Origin of the sequence: Methylobacterium sp. B4 (assembly GCF_003201865.1) — a bacterium.
Lineage (GTDB): Bacteria > Pseudomonadota > Alphaproteobacteria > Rhizobiales > Beijerinckiaceae > Methylobacterium.
In genome coordinates this window covers 33,027-53,260 of record NZ_QJJJ01000020.1, presented here as the reverse complement: position 1 = coordinate 53,260, position 20,234 = coordinate 33,027, and the positions used below count along the sequence as shown (strand labels likewise).

Below are 20,234 nucleotides of genomic sequence, written 5' to 3'. Positions count from 1 at the left end.
TTGCAACAGTCGATCGGCGGGGACGCTGATCTGCGGAGACGCAGGGAAATCGCGAGCAGCCGGCAAAGTTTCACAGTCCTGTGATGTGGCGACCGTAGCGGAAAGCGGGGCCGGCCATCCGCCGAAACACTCCGTCTCCGTGCCGCGATCACCACTGTCCCGGTGTGATCGCGAACGGCGGCGCGTGCTCGCGATCCGGCCCGCGACCGATCCTTCTGCTTCGCTGCGCAGGGGCCGTCCCGAGACCGGCCCGCGACAGCCGTCCGGAGTCGTACATGGCCACCTCGCTTGCCGCCGGCGACATCGCGCTGGTCGGGTACGATGCGGACAATCCGGACGATTTCGCCTTCGTCGTCCTGCGCGACATCGAGGCGGGGACGGCGATCACCTTCACGGATAACGGCTGGACCGCGGTCGGCGGCTTCCGCGGCGGCGAGGGCAGCTACACCTACACGGCCCCGACCGCGCTCGCGGCCGGCACGGTGATCCGCCCGACCACCGACGCCACGGCGGGCGGCCCGATCTCCCCCGTCTTCACTGCGGCGAACTTCGCGCTGAACGCCTCGGGCGATCAGATCATCGCCTATCAGGGGCCGGCAACCAACCCGACCTTCCTCTACGCCATCGATTTCGCCGACGATAACGCCAGCTTCGCCGCCGACGCGACCAATGCCAGCACCTCGGCGCTGCCGCCCGGCCTCGTGCTCGGCCGGACCGCGATCGCGCTGCCGGCCGACAACGGCACCTATGCGGGTCCGCTGACGGGCACGCGCGAGTCGCTGCTCGCCGCGATCGGCTCCGCCGGCTCCTGGCGCCAGGACGACGCGAGCCGCGTCGGCGACCGGAGCTACGCGGCCTTCACGGTCACCCCCGAGCAGGTCCTGTCCGCCCTGTCGATCAACGACGTCCAGGCCGCCGAGGGCAATGCGGGGCGCACCCCACTCACCTTTACGATCTCCCTCGATGCACCGGCCCCCACGGGCGGCGTGACCTTCGACGTCGCCACCGCCGACGGCAGCGCGACGGCCGGCACGGATTACGTGGCGCGCAGCCTCACCGGCCTGACCATCGCGGCCGGCGAGAGCCGGACCACCGTCACGGTCGACCTGATCGGCGACACGCTCGACGAGGCGTCCGAGAGCTTCACCCTCGCCGTGCGGAACGTCAGAGGGGCGAGCGTCGCCGACGGCGAGGGCACGGGCACGGGCACCCTCCTCAACGACGATGCCGGGCTGCGGATCAACGGCGTCACGGTCTACGACACCGCCCCCTCCCTGCAGGGGCTCTCGGGCGCGACCGCCACGGCGGCCCCCGTCGCCAGCAACGCCCTCAACTTGGTGCGCCTGGGCGCCTTCGCCGCCACGAACGATCCGGCGACCGCCGCGTCCCCGAACGCCGAGGTCGTGGCCTACGACGCCGCCGCGAACCGGCTCTACATCCAGAACACCAACGAGAACCGCATCGAGATCGTGGCGATCTCCTCGGCGGGCGGCCTGGAGAAGACCGGCGAGATCGCGCTCGCGGGCCTCGAGCGCTACGGGGCGGTGAACTCGGTCGCCGTCTCGAACGGGATCGTGGCGGTGGCCTATGCCGACGCGGCGGGCGACCAGCCGGGCCGGGTCGCCCTGTTCGACGGAGCCGGCACCCTGCTGCGCTCGATTCCCGTCGGCATCGGCCCCGATCAGATCGTGTTCACCCGCGACGGCACCCGGCTCCTCGTCGCCAACGAGGGCGAGCAGGCGAGTGCCGCGAGCAACCCCGTCGGCAGCGTCTCGATCATCGACGTGTCGGGCGGCGCGGCCGCCGCGTCGGTCGTCGCCACCGTCGGCTTCGAGGGCCTGAACGGCAGCGAGGACGCCCTGCGCGCCCGCGGCCTCGCCCTCACCCCCGGCAAATCGGCCGCGGCCGACATCGAGCCGGAATACATCGCGATCTCCCCCGACAACCGCTTCGCCTACGTCACCCTGCAGGAGGTGAACGGCGTCGCGGTCATCGATCTGGCCAATCCCGGCACGGCCCCCATCGCGATCCAGCCACTCGGGTCGGTGAACCATTCGCTGGCGGGCAACGAGTTCGACGCCTCCGACCGGGACGGCGCCGGCGGCGGCTCGGCGATCCGCATCGCCAGCACGCCCGCGAACGCGCCGATCTACGGCCTGCTCCAGCCGGACGCGCTGGCGAGCTTCTCGACGGGCGGCGCGACCTACTTCGTCACGGCCAACGAGGGCGACCAGCGCGTCATCGGCGGCGTGGACGACGGGGGCGACGTGGCGCGCCTCAGCAGCATCGCCAACAACCGCCTCACGCCGGAGCTTCAGGCCTTGAAGGCCGATCCGGCCTATGCCCGCCTCAACGTCCTGCTGCGCACGGGCGACACCAACGGCGACGGCGTCATCGACCAGCTCCACACGCTGGGCGGGCGCGGCATCTCGATCTTCCGCCAGAACGCCGACGGCACGATCACCAAGGTGCGCGAGACCGGCGGCGAGTTCGAGAAGATCTTCGCGCAGATCGCGCCGGAGCGGTTCAACAACGATCAGGTCACCGGCAACACCCCGGACGACCGCTCGGACAACAAGGGGCCGGAGCCCGAGGGCATCACGATCGGCACCGTCAACGGGCGGACCTACGCCTTCGTCGGCCTGGAGCGGCAGAGCGGCGTCATCGTCTACGACGTGACCGATCCGGCCAACGCGTCCTACGTCTCCTACGTCCCGCCCCAGCCGGGCGCGACCACGGATCTCGGCCCGGAGGTGCTCACCTTCATCCCCGCCGACCGCAACCCGACGGGCACGCCGCTCCTCGTCAGTGCCAACGAGGTCGCCAATGGCGGCGTCGTCCTCTACGCGGCCCTGCCCCGGGGCTTCACCCAGGAGGTCGCCTTCTCCGCGAACTCGCTCGCGGTGAGCCGGGCCGAGGGCGACGCGGGCGAGACCGTGTTCACCTTCACGGTCGAGCGCAGCAACGGCACCCTGGGCGCCATCACCTTCACCGCCGAGCTCACGGGCAGCGGCGCCAACGGGGCCAACGGGGCCAACGCCGCCGACTTTTCCGGCGCGCCGGCCCTTCCGCTGACGATTGCGGGTACCATTCCCGCCGGCGCCGCCTCCGCACAGATCAGCGTCCGCGTCCAGGCGGACGCCGTGCCGGAGGCCGACGAGACCTTCGCCCTGACCTTACGCACGGCGGGTTCGGACCAGCCCGGCATCGCCGCCGCCGTGCGCGCTGCGGCAGGCACCGCCACGGGCACCATCGTCAACGACGACGCGACCCTGATCTCGGCGGTGCAGGGCGCGGGCGCGGCGAGCCCGCTCGTCGGCCGGACCGTGATCGTCGAGGCGATCGTCGTCGGCGACTTCCAGAACGGCGACGGCGACGCCCGGCGCAACCTCGGCGGCTTCCACCTGCAGGAGGAGGCGGCCGATCAGGACGGCAACCCGCTCACCTCCGAGGGCGTCTTCGTCTACGAGGGCACCGGCAACCGCCTCGTCGACGTGAACGAGGGCGACCGGGTCCGCGTCATCGGCACGGTCACCGAGTTCAACGGCGAGACCCAGATCACCGTCTCCAACGCGGCGGCGATCCAGGTGGTACGGGTCGGCGCGCTGAGCCCGGCCGAGGTCAAAGCCTCGGCGGTCGCCGTCGACCTGCCGGCGGCGGGAGTGATCGGCACCGGCACGACCGCGCAGCCCGACCTCGAGCGCTACGAGGGCATGCTGGTCCGCCTGCCTCAGACGCTGACGATCACCGAGCAGTTCAACCTCGACCGCTTCAACGAGATCCGCCTCGCCGCCGGCGGACGGACCGAGACCTTCACCAACGAGTTCGAGCCGAACGCGGCCGCCTACGCCGCCTATCTCGCCCAGACGGCGGCGCGCTCGATCACCTACGACGACGGCCTCAACGCCCAGAACCAGCCGATCGAGAATCTCGACGGCTTCGGCCCCACCTACGGCACGGCGAGCGCCCCGCGCATGGGCGACACCGTGACGGGTCTCACCGGTACCCTCGGCTTCGGCCCGACCGGCGCCTACCGGGTGCGGGCCATCGACGACGGCGACAACCGCTTCGTCGCGGCCAACCCGCGCCCCGCCGAGCCCGACCCGGTCGGCGGCACGCTCAAGGTCGGCAGCCTCAACGTCCTCAACTACTTCACCACCCTCGACACCAGTTCGGCCGCCCGCACCGCGATCGGTCTCGCGCCGCGCGGCGCGAACGCGCCGGAGGAACTCGCCCGGCAGACCGAGAAACTCGTCACGACCCTGATCGGCACCGGGGCGGACGTGCTCGGCCTGACCGAGATCGAGAACCAGTTCCGCCCGGGCGACCCGGGCAACGCGCTGGAATACCTCGTCGGGCAGCTCAACCTGCGCGCGGGCGCCGGCACCTACGCCTACGTGAATCCGGGCGTCCAGCTCGATCAGGGCCAATTCCTCGGCGGCGACGCGATCGCGGTCGGCTTCATCTACAAGCCGAGCAAGGTCAGCGTGGCGATGAACACCACGATCGAGCGGCTCGACGACGCCGACGTGGCGGCCTTCAACCCGGCCCTGCTGCAGCAGAGCACGATCGGGCACATCTACAACGGCGCCAATACCAGCCGCGCCGCGCTCGCGGTGACCTTCAACGAGATCGCCACGGGTGAGGACTTCACCGCAATCATCAACCACTTCAAGTCGAAGAGCGGTGCCGGCACCGGCGCGGATGCCGACCAGGGCGACGGCCAGGGCGGCTGGCAGCAGCAGCGCGAACTGGCGGCCACGGCACTCGCCCAGTGGGTGGCATTGCGGCCGACGGGGACGGGCGACAGCGACACGATCCTGCTCGGCGACTTCAACGCCTACATCAAGGAGGATGCCCTCGACATCCTCAAGGCGGGCAGGTTCACCAACCTCGCCGAGGACCGCCTCGCCAACCCCTATTCCTACGTCTTCGACGGGGCCTACGGCGCGCTCGACCACGCCTTCGCCAGCGGGAGCCTAAACCGGCAGGTCACCGGCGTCACCGAGTGGCACATCAACGCCGACGAGGCGGACGCGATCGACTACAACCTCGATTTCGGCCGCTCGCCCAGCTACTTCGACGGCCGCTCGCCCGCCCGGGAATCCGATCACGACCCGGTCCTCGTCGGCCTGCGCCTCGACCAGACCGCGCCGGTCCTCGTGTCCTCGACACCCGCCGACGACGCCGCGCGGGTGGCGGTGAACGCCGACATCGTCCTGCGCTTCAGCGAGGCGGTCCGGGCCGGCACCGGCAGCATCACCCTCACCGACGGCGCGGGCGACGTGCGCACCATCGCGGTCGCCGACGCCGCGCAGGTCGCGATCGCGGGCGACACCGTCACGATCAACCCGAGCGCCGACCTGCGGCCCGGGACCGCCTACGACGTGATCGTGCCGGCCGGCGCCTTCACGGACGCCGCCGGCAACGCCTCGGCCGCCATCCCCCAAGACCGTCTCGACTTCTCGACCGAGCAGGCCAAACCGATGACCTACACGCTCCAGATCCTGCACGCCTCCGACTGGGAGGGCGGGCTGCTCGCGACCCAGCGAGCGGCGAACTTCGCGGCCATCGTCGATCGGCTCGAGGATACGACGCCGAACTCGATCACGCTCTCGACCGGCGACGGCTGGATCCCGAGCCCGTTCTTCATCGCGGGCGCCGACCCGCAGATGGCGGCGACCTATAACGGGGTCTACAACCAGTTCTTCGGGCTCTCCGGCGCGGCCGCCTACGGGCGGCTGGCCGCCTCGCCCGGCCGGGCCGACATCACCATCCAGAACATCATCGGCGTCCAGGCGGCGGTGTTCGGCAACCACGAGTTCGATGCCGGCCCGACGGAAGTCGCCAACATCATCGGCGCCAATCTCGGCACGGCGGCCGGCGCGGCCGACGACACCTGGGTCGGCGCGCTCTTCCCCTACCTGTCGGCGAACCTGAACTTCTCCCGCGAGGCGGCCCTGTCGGGCCTCGTCCACCGCGACGGCGACCTCGCCACCTTCGCCCAGACCGGCCCGACCTCGACCCAGACCGGCACGGGCGCCGACAAGATCGCCCGCTCCACGGTCATCGTCGAGAACGGCGAGAAGATCGCCTTCATCGGCGCCACCACGCAGCTCGAACCGCTGCTGACCACGCTGGGCAACGTCACCCTCGACGGCTTCACCGGCCGCGACGAGATCGCGCTCCTCGCGAGCCAGATCAACGCCGAGGTCGACCGGGTGCTCGCGGCCAATCCGGGCCTCAACAAGGTGATCGTCGGCACGCACCTGCAACAGCTCGCCAACGAGCAGGCGCTGGCCCCGCTCCTGCGCAACGTCGACGTGCTGATCGGCGGCGGTTCGCACACCCTGCTCGCCGACGGCAACGACCGGCTCCTGCCCGGCGACACGGCGGGCGGGGGCTACCCGCAATTCTTCACCAACGCGAGCGGCCAGACCCTGGCGCTCGTCAACACCGCCTCCGAATACGCCTATGTCGGCCGCCTCAACGTCACCTTCGACGACCAGGGCAACATCATCCGCGACTCGATCAACCCGGCCACCTCCGGCGCCGTCGCGGTGGACGACGCCACGGTGGCGCAGCTCTACGGCTCGACCGCGGCCGCCTTCACGCCCGGCTCCAAGGGATTCCTCGTGCGGCAGGTGATCGAGGGCCTCGACGTCAACAACGACGGCATCCAGGAGACCGCGGGCGTCGCCGACATCATCCGCCAGCAGGACGGCAACATCCTCGGCCGCTCCAGCGTCTACCTAGAAGGCCGCCGCGGCGAGGTCCGTACCGAGGAGACCAACCTCGGCAACCTCACGGCGGATGCCAACCTCTGGTACGCCAAGCAGTTCGACGGGGCGGTCACCGTCTCGATCAAGAACGGCGGCGGCATCCGCGACTCGATCGGCTCGTTCTCGACCACCGGCGGCGGCACCGCCGAGCTTCCCCCGGCGGCCAACCCGGCGGCGGGCAAGGCGGCCGGCGACATCTCGCAGCTCGACGTCACCAACTCGCTGCGCTTCAACAACGCGCTCGCCCTCGTCACGGTCTCGGCCTCCGAGCTGGAGCGGGTGCTCGAACACGCCGTCTCCTCCGTCGCCCCGGGCGCCACGCCCGGCGCCTTCCCGCAGATCGGCGGCATCAGCTTCTCGTTCGACGCGACCCGGCAGGCCCAGACCCTGGACGTGAACGGCAACGTCACCCGCGAGGGGCAGCGGATCGTCTCGGCGGCGATCGTCGATGCCGACGGCTACATCCTCGACACCCTAGTCCGGGACGGCCAGTTCGTCGGCGATCCGAACCGCGGCATCCGCACCGTGACCCTCGACTTCCTGACCGCGGGCACGAGCACCGCCCCGGGCCTGGGCGGCGACAACTACCCCTTCCCGGCCTACGGCGAGAGCCGGGTGGCGCTGAGCAGCGCCGCGCCGACCTCGCTGCCCAACGTGGCGACCTTCGCGGCGCAGGGCTCCGAGCAGGACGCGCTCGCCGAGTACCTCAAGGCGTTCCACGCCGTGACGCCGTTCGGGCAGGCCGATACGGGACCGGCCGCCGACACCCGCATCCAGAACCTCGCCGTGCGCGGCGACACCATCCTCCAGAACGGCGTCAGCCGCACCGGGACGAGCGGCAACGACGTGCTGCAGGGCACGGCCTTCAACGACCGGCTCGTGGGCGGCGCGGGCGACGACATCATCGTCAACAGCACGGGCGACGACATCCTGATCGGCGGCCAGACCGGCTCGGCGCGCGGCAACGACACGCTCGTCTTCAACACGAGCTTTGCCTCCGTCACCGTCGAGGAAGCCGGCCGCTTCACCGCCATCACCGGGCCGGAAGGCCGCGACCTCGTCGCCGGGTTCGAGCGCTACCTGTTCTCGGACGCGACGATCGTGGTCGATGACGGCCAGCCGCTGGTGGACGACCTGTTCTACCTTTCGCGCAACAAGGACGTGTTCCAGGCGGGTCAGGACGCCGACGCGCATTACGCCGCCTACGGCGCCCGCGAGGGACGCGACCCGAACGCCTTCTTCTCGACGACGGGCTACCTCGCCGCCAACCCGGAGGTGCGAGCCTCGGGCGTCAACCCGCTCCAGCACTACGACCAGACGGGTTGGAAGGAGGGCCGGGATCCCGGCGCCGGTTTCGACAACGAGTTCTATCTGGCCACCAACGCGGACGTGAAGGCGGCCGGGATCGACCCGCTCAAGCACTACCTCGAATACGGCCAAGCCGAGGGCCGCGCGATCCACGACGCCGTCGGGCGGTCGGCCGACATCCGCGGCGGCTTCGACGCGGAATACTACCTGCTCGCCAACACGGACGTGGCGCGGGCGGCCGTGGGCAGCGACACCTTCGCCTTCGCCGCCCGCCACTTCGAGCAGAACGGCTGGAAGGAAGGCCGCAACCCGAACGCGGTGTTCGACACCAAGGGCTATCTGGCGGCCTACGGCGACGTGAAGGCGGCGGGCCTCAACCCGCTCACCCATTACGACCAGTACGGCTGGAAAGAGGGCCGCGACCCCTCGGCCGGCTTCGACTCCTCGACCTACCTCTCGACCTATACCGACGTGGCGGCGGCCAAGATCGACCCGATGCAGCACTTCCTGCAATACGGGCTCTACGAGGGCCGCTCCCCCTTCGCGGACGGCACCTTCGGCGGCGGCACCCTCGGCTGAGGAGGCCGCGCGGCGCACCGGTTCGTCCGATCGCGGGGGGCCGCCGGCGCCCGGGCCGAACGCCCGGCGCGGGCGGTCCCCCGGGCCGGGCCGGCGGTCAGTAGCGGTAGTCCCGGCGCGGGTAGGCCTGCGGGGTCGCGTAGCCGGCCCCGCGGGGCTGGACGCGCGAGCCGTACTCGATTTCCCGCCGCGCCCGCCGGTTCGCCAGGGCCCGTCCGGTCAGGCAGCCAGCCACCGCGCCGACCACGCCGCGCTCCGCCAGGTAATGCCCGGCGAGGCCGCCGATGATCGCCCCCTTGATGCATCCCTTCGCCTCCGCCGTCCCGACACTCAGAAGTGTCGCGACCGTCAGCGCCGATGCCGTCGCCATGATGCGCATGCTGTTCCTCCCGGATTTGGCGAGGTTAACAGCGCCGGCACCGCCGTGTTCCGCGGATGCGCCTACCGCGCCGCGGATCGCTCCACCCGCCGCAGGCTCGACAGCAGGGCGCGCGCGGCGGCGTGGCGGACCGCGCCGGTTTCGCAGGTCTTGCAGATCGCACCGAAATAGCGGCCGTCGACCACCGTCTCGGCGAACAGACCCGATTTGAACCGCGGCGCCGCCTCGGTCTCGACGGCGATCCAGTCGCGCGTCCCGAGGCGCTCGGGTCCGAACGAGCGGCGGATGGAGGCGCCGGGGCTCGTGCTTTTCAGGACCGCGCGCAGGCGGAAGTAGCGGGAGAGCGGCGAGGCGTGGAGTCCGGCGAGGCGGGCCGCGTCGTCCTCGCCCTCGACCGCCTTCATGCGCAGGCGCAGGGTGCAGGCCTCCTTGGTGCGGGCGCAGGCCGGGGTCTCGCACACGATCCGAACGACGCGCCGGCCGGTGGCGTCGCCGGCATCGTCGGCATCGTCGGCATCCTCCAGCACCCAGCCCGCGGGCAGATCGAGCACGAAGCCCTGGTCGAGGCGCAGGGTCGTCGGTCCCGGAAGGGGCTCGGCTCCGTCGGTGCTCGCCTCCGGAGCAGGTTCATCGGTGGAATTCGGCATCTCCTCGGCCCGGGCCGGGGCGATGGCGAGCAGGCACGACAGGAGAAGAGCCGCACGGCCGAGGCGGACAAGATCGGTCATCGGGCGCGAACCTCCGGGAGGTGGCGTTCGATCAAGGCCTCGGCGCGGGCGCGCGCCTCCGGCGCGAAGATCCGCAGCGGCACGGGCAGGACCTCGTCCCAGCGCATCGGCAGGATCATCAGGTCGCCGGCCCGCGCGCGCCCGCGGAACAGCGGCCAGCCGAGATGCGCGTGCGCCCCGTCCTTCGCGGTGACGATGCCGGTCTCGCCGATCGCGATTTCGGCCTCGCCGGGCGGCGCCTCGGCTTCGAGTCGACGGGCGAGATCCCCCGCGAACCAGCGGCGCGCGTAAGCGTGGACCGCGAAGAACCCTGCGATCACCACGGCAGTGAAGGCGGCGGGCTTCCAGAAGTCGCTGGCGATCATCTCGGCGAAGAGCGGCAGCGCGTCGGACAGCGGCACCCGGTAGGGATCGACCGCCCAGAGCATCAGGAGCAGGGCGGGATAGAGCAGGGACAGGCCGAGGAGCCACGCGGCAGCCCCGGTGAGCCGGGCGCGGCGAGCCCAGGGATTCTCCAGGCTGCGCAGGATGAGCGGCACCCGCTCCTCCGCGGTCAGGCGCATCGTGGCGCGCACGGAATCGGGCCCCGTCTCCGGTTCGGCCGGCGGCGGGGCGGGGGCAGGCCGGTCGGCGCAGGCCTCCACCCAGCGCCGGATGCCCGCGATCGTCTCCGCGCTCAGGGACGCCTTGGGCAGGACGATCGGTACCTCGCCGATCTCCGTCGTCAGGAAGAGGTGGTGCCGGTCCTCCGCGAGTCCGCCGATGCGCGGCCAGGGCACGAAGCTCACGAGATCCGGCGCGGTCTGGATCAGCCCGGCCCCGTCGAGACGGTAGCGCACCGGGACCGGTCCGGGATCGTGACCGCCGCCGCCTGGCGGCCCCATCAGGGCCCGCACCCGGCGGCGGGCGAACCAGGGGTGGAGCGCGTAATTCGTGAGCAGGGCGAGCGCGATGAGCCCGAGGCCGGCGGCAAGCGGCAGCCCGTCGAAGCTCGGCAGGTCGCGCCAGAGCGCCGACAGGCTGCGCCGGCCGCCCGAGGTCGCCCAGGCCGAGACCGCCCCGAGCAGCGCCAGGAACCACAACAGCGGCAGGCCAAGCGTGAGGATGCGCCGCCGCTGCGCCGCGAGCGGTGCCCTCTGCGCGTAGAGGTTGCCGGTGACCCGGTGCGCGAAGGTGAGCGGGGCCTCAAAAGTGAGCGGTGCCTCCGGAGCGGGTGGGCGGCCGGAGAGGGCGGGGACGACGGGCAGGACGAGACTCCGGGACTTGCGTTCGAGGATGTCGGGGCCGCTCAGCCGTCATGGGCGGCCGGGACGGCGGCGATGCCGGCGCCCGCGGCCCAGGCGTTGAGATCCTGCTTGCGGATCGCCGCCGCCATCATGTCGGGGAAGAGGTCCGGCGTGCAGGCGAAGGCGGGCACGCCGAGCGCGGCGAGGCGCGCGGCGAGCCTTCGGTCGTAGGCCGGTGCCCCCTCGTCGGAGAGGGCCAGGAGCGCCACCACCTGCACGCCGGCCCCGACGAGGCGCTGGGCCTGGGCAAGCAGGCCGGCCTCGACCCCGCCCTCGTAGAGGTCGGAGATCAGGACCAAGACCGTGTCCTCGGGCCGGGTGATGCGCGAGGCGCAGTATCCCACCGCCCGGTTGATGTCGGTGCCGCCGCCGAGCTGCACCGAGAACAGCACCTCGACCGGATCGTCCATCTCATCGGAGAGATCGACCACCTCGGTGTCGAACACCACGAGCCGGGTCGAGACGGCCGGCAGCGAGGCCATCACCGCCCCGAAGATGCTCGAATAGACCACGGAATTGGCCATCGAGCCGGATTGGTCGATGCACAGGATCACGTCCTTGAGCGATCCGCGGCTTTTCCGCCCGTGGCCGAGGCGAGTCTCGGGGATGATGGTGCGGTACTCCGCCTGATAGTGGCGCAGGTTCGCCCGGATGGTGCGGTTCCAGTCGATCTCGGCGTGGCGCGGGCGACGGTTGATGCTGGCGCGGTCGATCGCCCCGGTCACGGCCTGGCGCAGGGGCTCCTCCAGCCGCTTCATCAGCGCGTCCACCACCTTGCGCACCACGAGGCGCGCCGTCTCCTTGGTGCGGCCGCCGAGCAGGCCGCGCATCGAGATCAGGGTCGAGACGAGGGAGACGTCCGGCTGGACCGCCTCCAGCATCTCCGGCTCGGTCAGCATCCGCTTGAGGTCGAGCCGCTCGAAGGCGTCGCGCTGCATCACCTGCACCACGGAGGCCGGGAAATAGTCGCGGATGTCGCCGAGCCAGCGCGGCACGGAGGGCGCTGAGGCGCCGAGGCCCCCCTTGCGGTCGGAATCGTAGAGGGCGCCCATCGCCCGGTCGAGCCGCTGGTCGCGCTCGCTCAAAGTGCAGCCGGTGCCCTCGGCCGCCCCGCCGCCGAGCACGAGGCGCCAGCGGCGCAGGCGTTCCGCTTCGCTCGCGCTCATGCGGCGTCTCCCGTGGTTTCGTCCGCGGTTCGGGCGGGCTCCGGGCCGAGCAGCAGGCGCAGGATCGGCAGGACCTTGGCCGCGCGCGCCGCGTCGAAGCCCTGCGCGCCTTCCGCCTCGCCGGGGCCAGCCCCGCCCGGCCGGGCCAGAGCCTCGCCGACCGCCCGGCGCTCGGCCGGCGCCAGGGTCGCGAAGGTGCGGCGCACGAGCGGCAGCAACTCGGTGAAGAGATCCGCGTCGAGGCCGCAGAGCCAGTCATCGACCACGGCGAGCAGCTCCCGCCCGTGGATCAGCACCGTGCCGCTATCCTCCAGGAACCCCTCGATCCAGGCGGCGGCCGGGACGGCGCCGGAGGCCCGGGACAGGGCGAGGCGCAGGCGCTCGCCGGCCTCCGCGGCCGTGATGGCGCGCTCGTCGAAGAGCAGGCGCACGGCGCGGCCGACGACACGGCCGTGGACATGCTCCTGATCGGCCAGCGCCCGCAACGCATCCTGCCACACCGTCTTCAGCTCGGGCTCCTCGATCAGTGCCACCGCGCCGGAAACGGCGACGATGCGCGCCTTGGCCGCCGCCGCCGCGTCGTCGTCGAGGCTCTGGCAGGCGGCGACGAGCCCGGCGGCGGCACGCGGCACGAGGCCCCGCACCACCGCGAGCACGGGTTCGGTGTCGGAGGAGCGCACCGAGCCGTAGCGGGCGAGTTCGGCGAGCGGGGGCAGCGCCTCCATCAGGTCGAACACGTCGGCCGAGACCGCGGCGCGGTCGTTGAGCGCGCGGATCACCTCCGCCGTGGCGTCGGCGAGGTCGGCGTCGAGCAGCGTGCCGATCAGGCCGGAGAGTTCGGCGACGCGGGTCGCCTCCCGCGCGCGGACCCGCACCCGGCCGGCGGCGGCCTCGGCGACCGTGCCGCCTTCGGCCGAGGCCGCCACCAGCTCCACCACCCATTCCGGCTGCCAAGCCAGGAACCAGCCTTCCTTGAAGGTGCCGCGCCCGCGCGCCTCCCGCCGCTCCCCCCAGGGGATGCCGATCAGGGTGAGCCGGTTGAGAAAGTGGCTGCGGGCGAGATCCGTCTCCTTGCGCAGGTCGAGAGTGATCTCGCCGGCCGCCGCGCCGGGTTTGAGGCGCAGGCGCCGGCACTGCGCCTCGAAATCCGCCTCGACCGGCGTGCCGGGGCTGTCCGGCGGGGTAGCGCCGAGCCGCTCGCCGATGACGAGCTTGCGCCGGATCAGCCCCATCGGCGCCGGGTCGGCGAAGCACAGGGTTGCCTGGGCGGCTTCATCGAGGTCGTCGAGGGAGGGCCGGGACCGCCCGCGAAAACCGGCCAGCGCCTCGGCGAGCCGGGCCGCCTCGATCACCGAGGCCGGCGAGGCGTCGAGATCGTTCTCCCGCAGCAGGGCGGCGGCGCGGGCGAGCCAGCGGGCGGCGACCCGTCCCTCGTGGTGCCACAGGGTGTCGTACCATTCCGGCGAGAGCACCCCGGCGCGGTAGCCGGAGGCGAAGGCCAGCCGCTCGTAGGACCAGGGCGCCCAGGCGGCGGCGACCTTGGTCTTGGGCAGGCTTTTCAGGGTCGCGGTGTCCGCCGTGGCTTGGCCCTTGGCATCGTGGCGCATGAGCGCCGGCACGTGCCACGCGCCGCAGACCACGGCGATGCGCTCGAACCCCTCCTTGGCCGCCCGCCGGATCGCACTGCGCATATGCGCCTCGCGCGCCTCCTCGCGAAAGGCGTCGTCGGGGTCGGTCTCGGCGCCCTCGCGCAGGGCCGCCATCGCCTCATGGATCGCAGCGAACACGTCGCCGTCGGCGCCCGCGCGGCTCTCGACCAGCGCGTCCCACCAGCGCTCGCCGTCCGGATAGCCGGCGAGCGCCGCGAGTTCGCCGAGCGGATCGCGCCGGATCGCGGCCGCAGCCGGGGCGGGCTCATGTTCGGACGGCGCTTCGGTCGCCTCGGAGACCGGCTCCGCATCGATCGGCGCAGCCTCCGGCGGGGCGTCCGGCGCGCCGAAGCCGTCGGCGAGCTGGTTGGCGTGCGGCAGGTCGATGAAGCGCAGGGTCGCGCCCGCCGCGACGCCGAAGCGCATCGCCACCCATTCCGGCGAGAAGGCCGCGAAGGGGAAGAAGGCGCAGTCCCGTGGCCGGTCCGGTCGGTAGACGAGGAGCGCGACGGGCGGCGCCATCGCCGCGTGGGCGGCCAGGGGGATCAGCGCGTCGGCGTCCGGCGGCCCCTCGATCAGCAGGCAATCGGGGTTGAGCGCGTCGAGCGCCGCCCGGAGCGAGCGGGCCGAACCGGGGCCGTGGTGGCGGATGCCGAAGAGGCGGATATCGGGCATCGCTCGGGTCACGCGCTCGCGCGAGCGGCCTTATAGAAATCCTTCCAGCCGTCGCGCTCCTTGACCACGGTCTCGAGGTATTCGCGCCAGACGATGGCGTCCTGCACCGGGTCCTTCACCACGGCCCCCGCGATGCCGGAAACGAGGTCGTGCGCCGAGAGGCGGCCGTCGCCGAAATGCGCCGCGAGCGCCAGCCCGCTGCCGACGACGCTGATGGCTTCGGCCGTCGAGAGCGTGCCCGAGGGCTGCTTCACCTTGCTCTTGCCGTCGGCGGTGACGCCCTCGCGCAGCTCGCGGAAGATCGTGACGACGCGGCGGATCTGCTCGGCGCCCGGTGGTTCGGCCGGAATCTCGAAGGCGCGCCCGAGCGCGGCGACGCGGGTCTCGACGATGGCGATCTCCGCCTCGATCGTGGCGGGCGGGGGCAGCACCACGGTGTTGAAGCGGCGCTTGAGCGCGCTCGACAACTCGTTGACGCCGCGGTCCCGGTTGTTGGCCGTGGCGATGAGGTTGAAGCCCTTCTGGGCCGCGACCTCCTCGTTCAGCTCGGGGATCGGCAGGGTCTTTTCCGAGAGGACGGTGATGAAGCTGTCCTGCGTCTCGGAGGGGATGCGGGTCAGCTCCTCGACGCGGGCGATGCGGCCCTCGTTCATCGCCCGCATGATCGGCGAGGCCACCACCGCCTCGCGGCTCGGGCCCTTGGCCAGCAGCAGCGCGTAGTTCCAGCCGTAGCGGATCGCCTCCTCGCTGGTGCCGGCGGTGCCCTGCACGATCAGGCGCGAGGTGCCGCAGATCGCGGCGGCGAGATGCTCGCTGACCCAGCTCTTGGCGGTGCCCGGCACGCCGAGCAGCAGCAGGGCCCGGTCGGTGGCGAGCGTGGCCACCGCGACCTCCATCAGGCGCCGGTCGCCGATGTATTTCGGGGTGACCTCGAAGCCTGACGGGAGTTTGCCGCCGAGCAGGTAGGTGACGACGGCCTGCGGCGACATCTGCCAGTTCGGCGGGCGCGGCCGGTCGTCGGATTCGCGGAGCGCCGCGATCTCCTCGGCGAAGGCATCCTCGGCGGCCTGGCGCAGCTGCGCGGCCTTGACGGTGTTCGTCGATGTCATCCTTGAGCCGTTCCCCCTGTGGTGGTCTCCGGTCGGAAGTCGCGCCGGATCGCGGCGCGCAGTTCCAGCACGCTCGTCAATCCCGTGAGCTGCGTGCGCAGGCGGTCGCCGTCCCCCTCCGGCAGGCGCGCCAGGATGGCGGCGGCGGCGGCGGCGCTGTCGTCACCCGGCCAGAGCCGGTCGCCGAGGCGGGCGATCACCCAGGGCTTGGCGAGATCCCGCCGCAGGGCGTCAGAGCCGCGGGTGACGAAGGCGAGCCAGTCGAGCAGGGTGGCGCTGAAGGCTTCCGAGAAATGCTCCGGGCCCTGGCCCAGCACGGCCAGCACCACCTCGATCTTGCGGGCGCGGATCAGGCCTGCGACCCGTGCTTCCCACACGGCGTCGGGCAGGAGGTCGAGCGCCTCCGCCCACATCCCGAGAACCTCGTTGGTGCGGCGGACGCCGGTGACCTTACCCTCGTAGGCTTCCGCCGTGATGTCGGCCATCGCCTCCGCCCAGGCCGGGTCGAGGGTGCGCTTGGCCGCCGAGAACAGCCCGTGGAAGACCGGGTCGGCCCACTCGCTGCGCAGGGCCAGCTCGATCCAGAGCCGCGGCGGATGCGCGGCGAAGGCGTGGAGCGGCGCGCGCGCCAGGATCGCCCGCAGCAGGCCGGCCCGGGCACCGCCGCCGCGTCGCTCCCAGGAATTGGCCTCGACGCCGTCGCGGGCCAGCTCCGGGCTCTCCTCCGGCAGGATGACGACGAGATTGTGCGTGGTGCCGCCCAGCAGCTTGCGCTTGCTCTCGACGCTCAGCGCGGCCCGGGCGCGAGCCGCCATACGCTCGGCAAAGCGCGAGCCGGGAAGCCCCGGCAGCAGGTGCTGCGCGGCGAGCCGCACGCCGTTGGCGCGGTCGTCGAGGCAGGCTTCGAGAAAGGGTTCGTCGGCCGCCGACAGGCCGGTCGCCAAAGCGTGAACCAGGGCCTCGCGCGCATCGGCCTTCTCCTTGCGGAAGACCGGTTCCAGGGCGGCGCGCGCGCCTTCCGGATCGCGGGCGCGGAAGGCGGTGAAGGCGGCGCGCCGCTCGGTCACCGTGCCCTCGGTCCAGTCCGAAGGGTCCGCCGCAGCTCCTCCTTCGGCCGGGGCCTCGCCACAGGCGCGGGCGAGCCAGTCGAGTTCGGCGCCCACTACCGCCTCCGCCGCGGCGGGCAGGGTGCCGCGCTGGAGCATCAAGGCCTGGAGCAGCCAAGCGGGCGGGCGCGAGCCCGCTGCGGCGGCGCGTTCGAACCACTCCTCGACGCGGGTGCGCGCGCTGGTGCCCTGGGTGAGGAGGCCGTGGAGCCGCGTCGCGGCGGCGGGCGGGCAGTCCGGCCCGAAGCGGCCGCGCTCCTCCAGCGGCGCCAGCGCCTCCGGCCCGAGTTCCAGGCCGGCGAGGTGGTGGGCGCCCTCGGCGGCGAGCCGCGCCAGCAGGGCGGCGCCGGGATCGGCCTCGGCGACGAGGGCGGCCAGCGTCGAGGGCGCCGCGGGCGGGGCGCGCTCGGCCCCGAGCAGCGCGGCGGCGAGCGTCGGCTCCCAACCGTCCGGGGCACGTTCGGTCGCGTCCATCAGGCCACCTGCAGCAGGACGGGCTGCGAATCCTGCGCCGGCATCGCGTAGAGGCGGCCCTCCGCGATCAGGGCGAGGGGGCTCAGGCCGTAGCCGTCGTAGAGGCCGAACAGGTCGACCGGGCGGCCCGCCGCCACCGCGAGCAGGCTCGGCAGGCGCGGCTCGGCCCGCAGGGCGAGGCTGCCGGTCTCGTCGCCCGCCGCGAAGGCCGCCGCGCTGCCGGCGGCGAGGCGCCCGAGCCGCACGCTCCCCAGCCGCACCGGCCAGCGCTCGAGCCAGGGCGCGCGCGACAGCGCGTCGGCGAAGGCGTCCCGCGCCGCCGCGACGCTCGCCGCACCGGGCAAGACCGCGCCCGCGGCCGGGCCGGCGCGGCCCTCGCGAAAGACCGCCCGCAGCGGCGGGTCGCCGGGCTGGAAGGCGAGCGCGCCGGAAAAATCCTGGCCGGCAGCGGGCGCCGGCGGCAGGGGCGAGCCCGCGGTTCCGTAATCGATCACCTGGGCCAGCGCGCCGCTGGCGCGGCCGACGAGCCAGACCGAGCGGGCGGTCAGCCGGTCCTCCTCCTCGACGGCGTGGGCCAGCACCGCCCAGGTGTCGGCTTGGTCCGGCCGGGCCGCCATCTCCTCGGCGGTGACGGGGTAGCCGAGCGCCGCGCGCACGCCCGCCGCCTGTTCGGGCGACAGCGCATCGAGGCGGCGCGCGGCCCGGAGCAACAGGGCGAGCCGGCCGAGGCCGAGGCCGAGCGCAGCTTCCGGCCGGGGGGCGCCGGCCTGAGGCGCCGCCGCGATCAGCCCCGGCAGGGTGCGCACCCGGCGGGCGAGGCCCGGCGCCTGCCCGTCCACGAGGCGTCCGGCCATGCGGTCCCAGAAGGCGTAGGGTTCGCTGCGCGCGGCCGCGAGCCCGCGCCGCATCAGGTCGCGCAGCCAGAGGTCGAGTTCGTCCAGCGCCGCCGCGACCCGGTCCTCGCGGGCCTGACGCCGCTTGGCCTGCGCCCGCTCGTCGACGGGCTTGGCGGGTTCCTTCGCCCGGGTCTCGGCCGCGGCGGCGCGGCTCTCGCGCCCCTTCATCCAGGCGGCGGCCCAGTCCGGCGGCTCGCCCTCCGCGATCGGAGCGCTCGCGTCGACCAGCATCAGGCCGAGGCCGTGCTTGCAGGGGAACTTGCGGCTCGGGCAGGTGCATTTCGAGGACGGCCCGGCGAGATCCGCGACCGTGCGGTAGGGGCTCGCCCCGCTGCCCTTGATCTCGCCCCAGATCACCGTGCCCGCCCGGCCGAGGCCGGCCCATTTCTGCGGTTTCGCCTGATCCTGCCCGGCCTTGCGGCTCGACGCGTCGGGGGCGAGATCGAGGATCTGGGCAGTCGTCAGGCTCATGCGGCGGGGCGGCTTGAATGTCCGTCTATCGATACAGGCGTGAGATCAATCTGCATAAATTCAATTGCCCCGCAAGCTTGACGCGCATCGCATAGTCGGCTCAGACGTATTGTTGGGTTTCTCCTTAGACCTATTCGAACTTATTCCCTTGCGCCCAACCCGGTTGGACAAATCTGGCCGAGCCGGTGCTTCCCGGCTGTTTCGCTTCTGTCCGGCGGTTCTTGAACCGCGCCGATCCCGTGAGCCGAACCCACGCCTCAACGCTGCCTGGACGAGGTGCAAAGCCGCCAGCGCCGCTGGTATCCGGCCTCGCCGGGGCGCCCGTAGCACCAGCCGGCGGCGGTGAGGCGCTGGTCGAGGGCGTCCCGGCGGGTGCAGGCCTCAAGGGTCCTCGGATCGTCGCCGCGCCCGCCGCGGCAGGCACTGTTGAGGGCGGCCCAGTCCTCCAGCAGCGAGGGCGCGGCGGCGGCAGGGCCCGACAGAGCGGCGGCCGCGAGGAGGATCAGGCATCGTCGCGCGCTGCGTCTCCCGCGGGCAGGCTCGGGATCGGCGCGATCGAGGGGATTCATCGGGCGTCCCCGTTCCGGCGCGTCGCGATCGAGGCGGCGACGCGCTCGGCACGGGCGAGTGCGTCGGGCCGGTCCGCGCTCGTGAGGCCGAGGACCCGGACGTAGCCCGGCCCCTCGAACAGGATGGTCTGCGTCACCGCGACCGGACGGCCCGAGCGCGCATCCGCGCCGGAGCCGCGCAGGCGCAGGACGACGGCGTCCCCGCGGGTCGAGCGCTCCTCGTCCGTGACCGTGAGATCCTTGACCTCGCGCAGGGTGCCGAGCGCCTTGCGGGCGAAGGCACTTTCCTGGCCGGCTCCCACGGCGGCCCGGCCCAGGGAGGGCGCGACGATGACCATGGTCTGGCTGCCCTCGGGATCGACGTCCTTCGGGCCGTCGGTGAGCAGCAGGGCATTGCCCATCAGCGTGCGCACCGGGCGGAATCCCGCCATGTCGCCGACCGTGTAGGGCAGGGCGGCGATCTGGTCGGCGACGCTGCCGGGCGCCCGGAAGGCGACCGTGCGCAGGGCGGCCTCGACGGCGGCCTCCGGCACCTGCTCCGCCGCGCTCTCGGGAACCTGCACGGTGACGAGGCCGGTGCCGGCCCCGCCCCGGACGACCGCGACCCACTTGGCGTAGGTGAGCCCGTTGGCCCCCTGCGTGCCGCGCAGGACGAAGCCCTCGCCGCCGGCCACCGGCAGCGCCTCCGAACCGCCCTTCACCCGGAAGCCGGTCGCGGCCAGCGCCTCGGGCGTGAAGCGGCCGTTGATCTGCGCCCAGGCCTCGGGCGGCATCTCGACGAGGATGATCGAGGCGCCCGAGCGGTGCTCGAAGCCCGCGAATTTTTCGGATGGGGTCATGCCGGGCGGCGGCACGAGGCCAAGGGAGCCGGCGGGCGGGAACACCGGCTCGGCCGCGTGCGCCGGGCCGGGCGCGGCGGAGGCCAGGAGCGCGCTGGCGAGGCCGGCGAGCAGGGCGCGCAGCCCCGCGCGGCGCGGGACGAAGCGGGCGAGCAGGCCGCGCGGCGGGTGAGGGTCGGTCATGGCGGGCTCCTCGTGGGGCAGGCGCGGACGGCCGG

11 protein-coding genes are annotated in these 20,234 nt (G+C 72.8%); 1 reads left to right on the top strand and 10 read right to left on the bottom strand.

All coding sequences use genetic code 11. From position 1 onward, the window contains the following. Window positions 1-275 precede the first annotated feature (275 nt). Window positions 276-8,669: an ExeM/NucH family extracellular endonuclease gene (locus BY998_RS19190; RefSeq protein WP_110353257.1), complete on the top strand. Its 8,394-nt coding sequence runs from the start codon at window positions 276-278 to the stop codon at window positions 8,667-8,669. Between the two features lie 97 nt (window positions 8,670-8,766). On the opposite strand, the gene BY998_RS19185 is transcribed toward BY998_RS19190, so the two are convergent. The 10 genes from BY998_RS19185 to BY998_RS19140 form a co-directional block, all read right to left on the bottom strand. Beyond that, on the bottom strand, window positions 8,767-9,048 hold the full coding sequence (locus BY998_RS19185) for a hypothetical protein (RefSeq protein WP_110353255.1): 282 nt from the start codon (window positions 9,046-9,048) through the stop codon (window positions 8,767-8,769). Window positions 9,049-9,110: 62 nt separating this feature from the next. Next, complete coding sequence (locus tag BY998_RS19180) at window positions 9,111-9,776, bottom strand: hypothetical protein (RefSeq protein WP_110353253.1); 666 nt, start codon at window positions 9,774-9,776, stop codon at window positions 9,111-9,113. Next, entirely contained in the window at window positions 9,773-10,858 is a 1,086-nt protein-coding gene (locus BY998_RS19175) for a YcxB family protein (protein WP_110353251.1), read from the bottom strand. Before BY998_RS19175 ends, BY998_RS19180 begins: the two co-directional genes overlap by 4 nt. Window positions 10,859-11,064: 206 nt before the next feature. Further along, a complete protein-coding gene (locus tag BY998_RS19170; protein WP_110353250.1) occupies window positions 11,065-12,228 on the bottom strand; it encodes a VWA domain-containing protein in 1,164 nt (387 codons plus the stop codon). Continuing rightward, complete coding sequence (locus BY998_RS19165; protein ID WP_181425568.1) at window positions 12,225-14,552, bottom strand: DUF5682 family protein; 2,328 nt, start codon at window positions 14,550-14,552, stop codon at window positions 12,225-12,227. Before BY998_RS19165 ends, BY998_RS19170 begins: the two co-directional genes overlap by 4 nt. An 8-nt stretch (window positions 14,553-14,560) precedes the next feature. Further along, the gene (locus BY998_RS19160) at window positions 14,561-15,661 is read right to left on the bottom strand and encodes an AAA family ATPase (protein ID WP_110353248.1); all 1,101 of its coding nucleotides are present in this window, start codon (window positions 15,659-15,661) and stop codon (window positions 14,561-14,563) included. Further along, window positions 15,658-17,241, bottom strand: a complete 1,584-nt coding sequence (locus BY998_RS19155) for a DUF5691 domain-containing protein (RefSeq protein ID WP_110353246.1) — start codon at window positions 17,239-17,241, stop codon at window positions 15,658-15,660. Before BY998_RS19155 ends, BY998_RS19160 begins: the two co-directional genes overlap by 4 nt. Beyond that, window positions 17,241-18,608, bottom strand: a complete 1,368-nt coding sequence (locus BY998_RS19150; RefSeq protein WP_110353244.1) for an SWIM zinc finger family protein — start codon at window positions 18,606-18,608, stop codon at window positions 17,241-17,243. Before BY998_RS19150 ends, BY998_RS19155 begins: the two co-directional genes overlap by 1 nt. 257 nt (window positions 18,609-18,865) lie before the next feature. Next, window positions 18,866-19,177 carry a hypothetical protein gene (locus BY998_RS19145; protein ID WP_110353242.1) on the bottom strand — a complete coding sequence of 104 codons (312 nt, stop codon included), beginning with the start codon at window positions 19,175-19,177 and terminating at the stop codon, window positions 18,866-18,868. After that, window positions 19,174-20,199, bottom strand: coding sequence for a hypothetical protein (locus BY998_RS19140; protein ID WP_110353240.1), 1,026 nt, complete (start codon window positions 20,197-20,199; stop codon window positions 19,174-19,176). Before BY998_RS19140 ends, BY998_RS19145 begins: the two co-directional genes overlap by 4 nt. Between the last annotated feature and the right edge of the window lie 35 nt (window positions 20,200-20,234).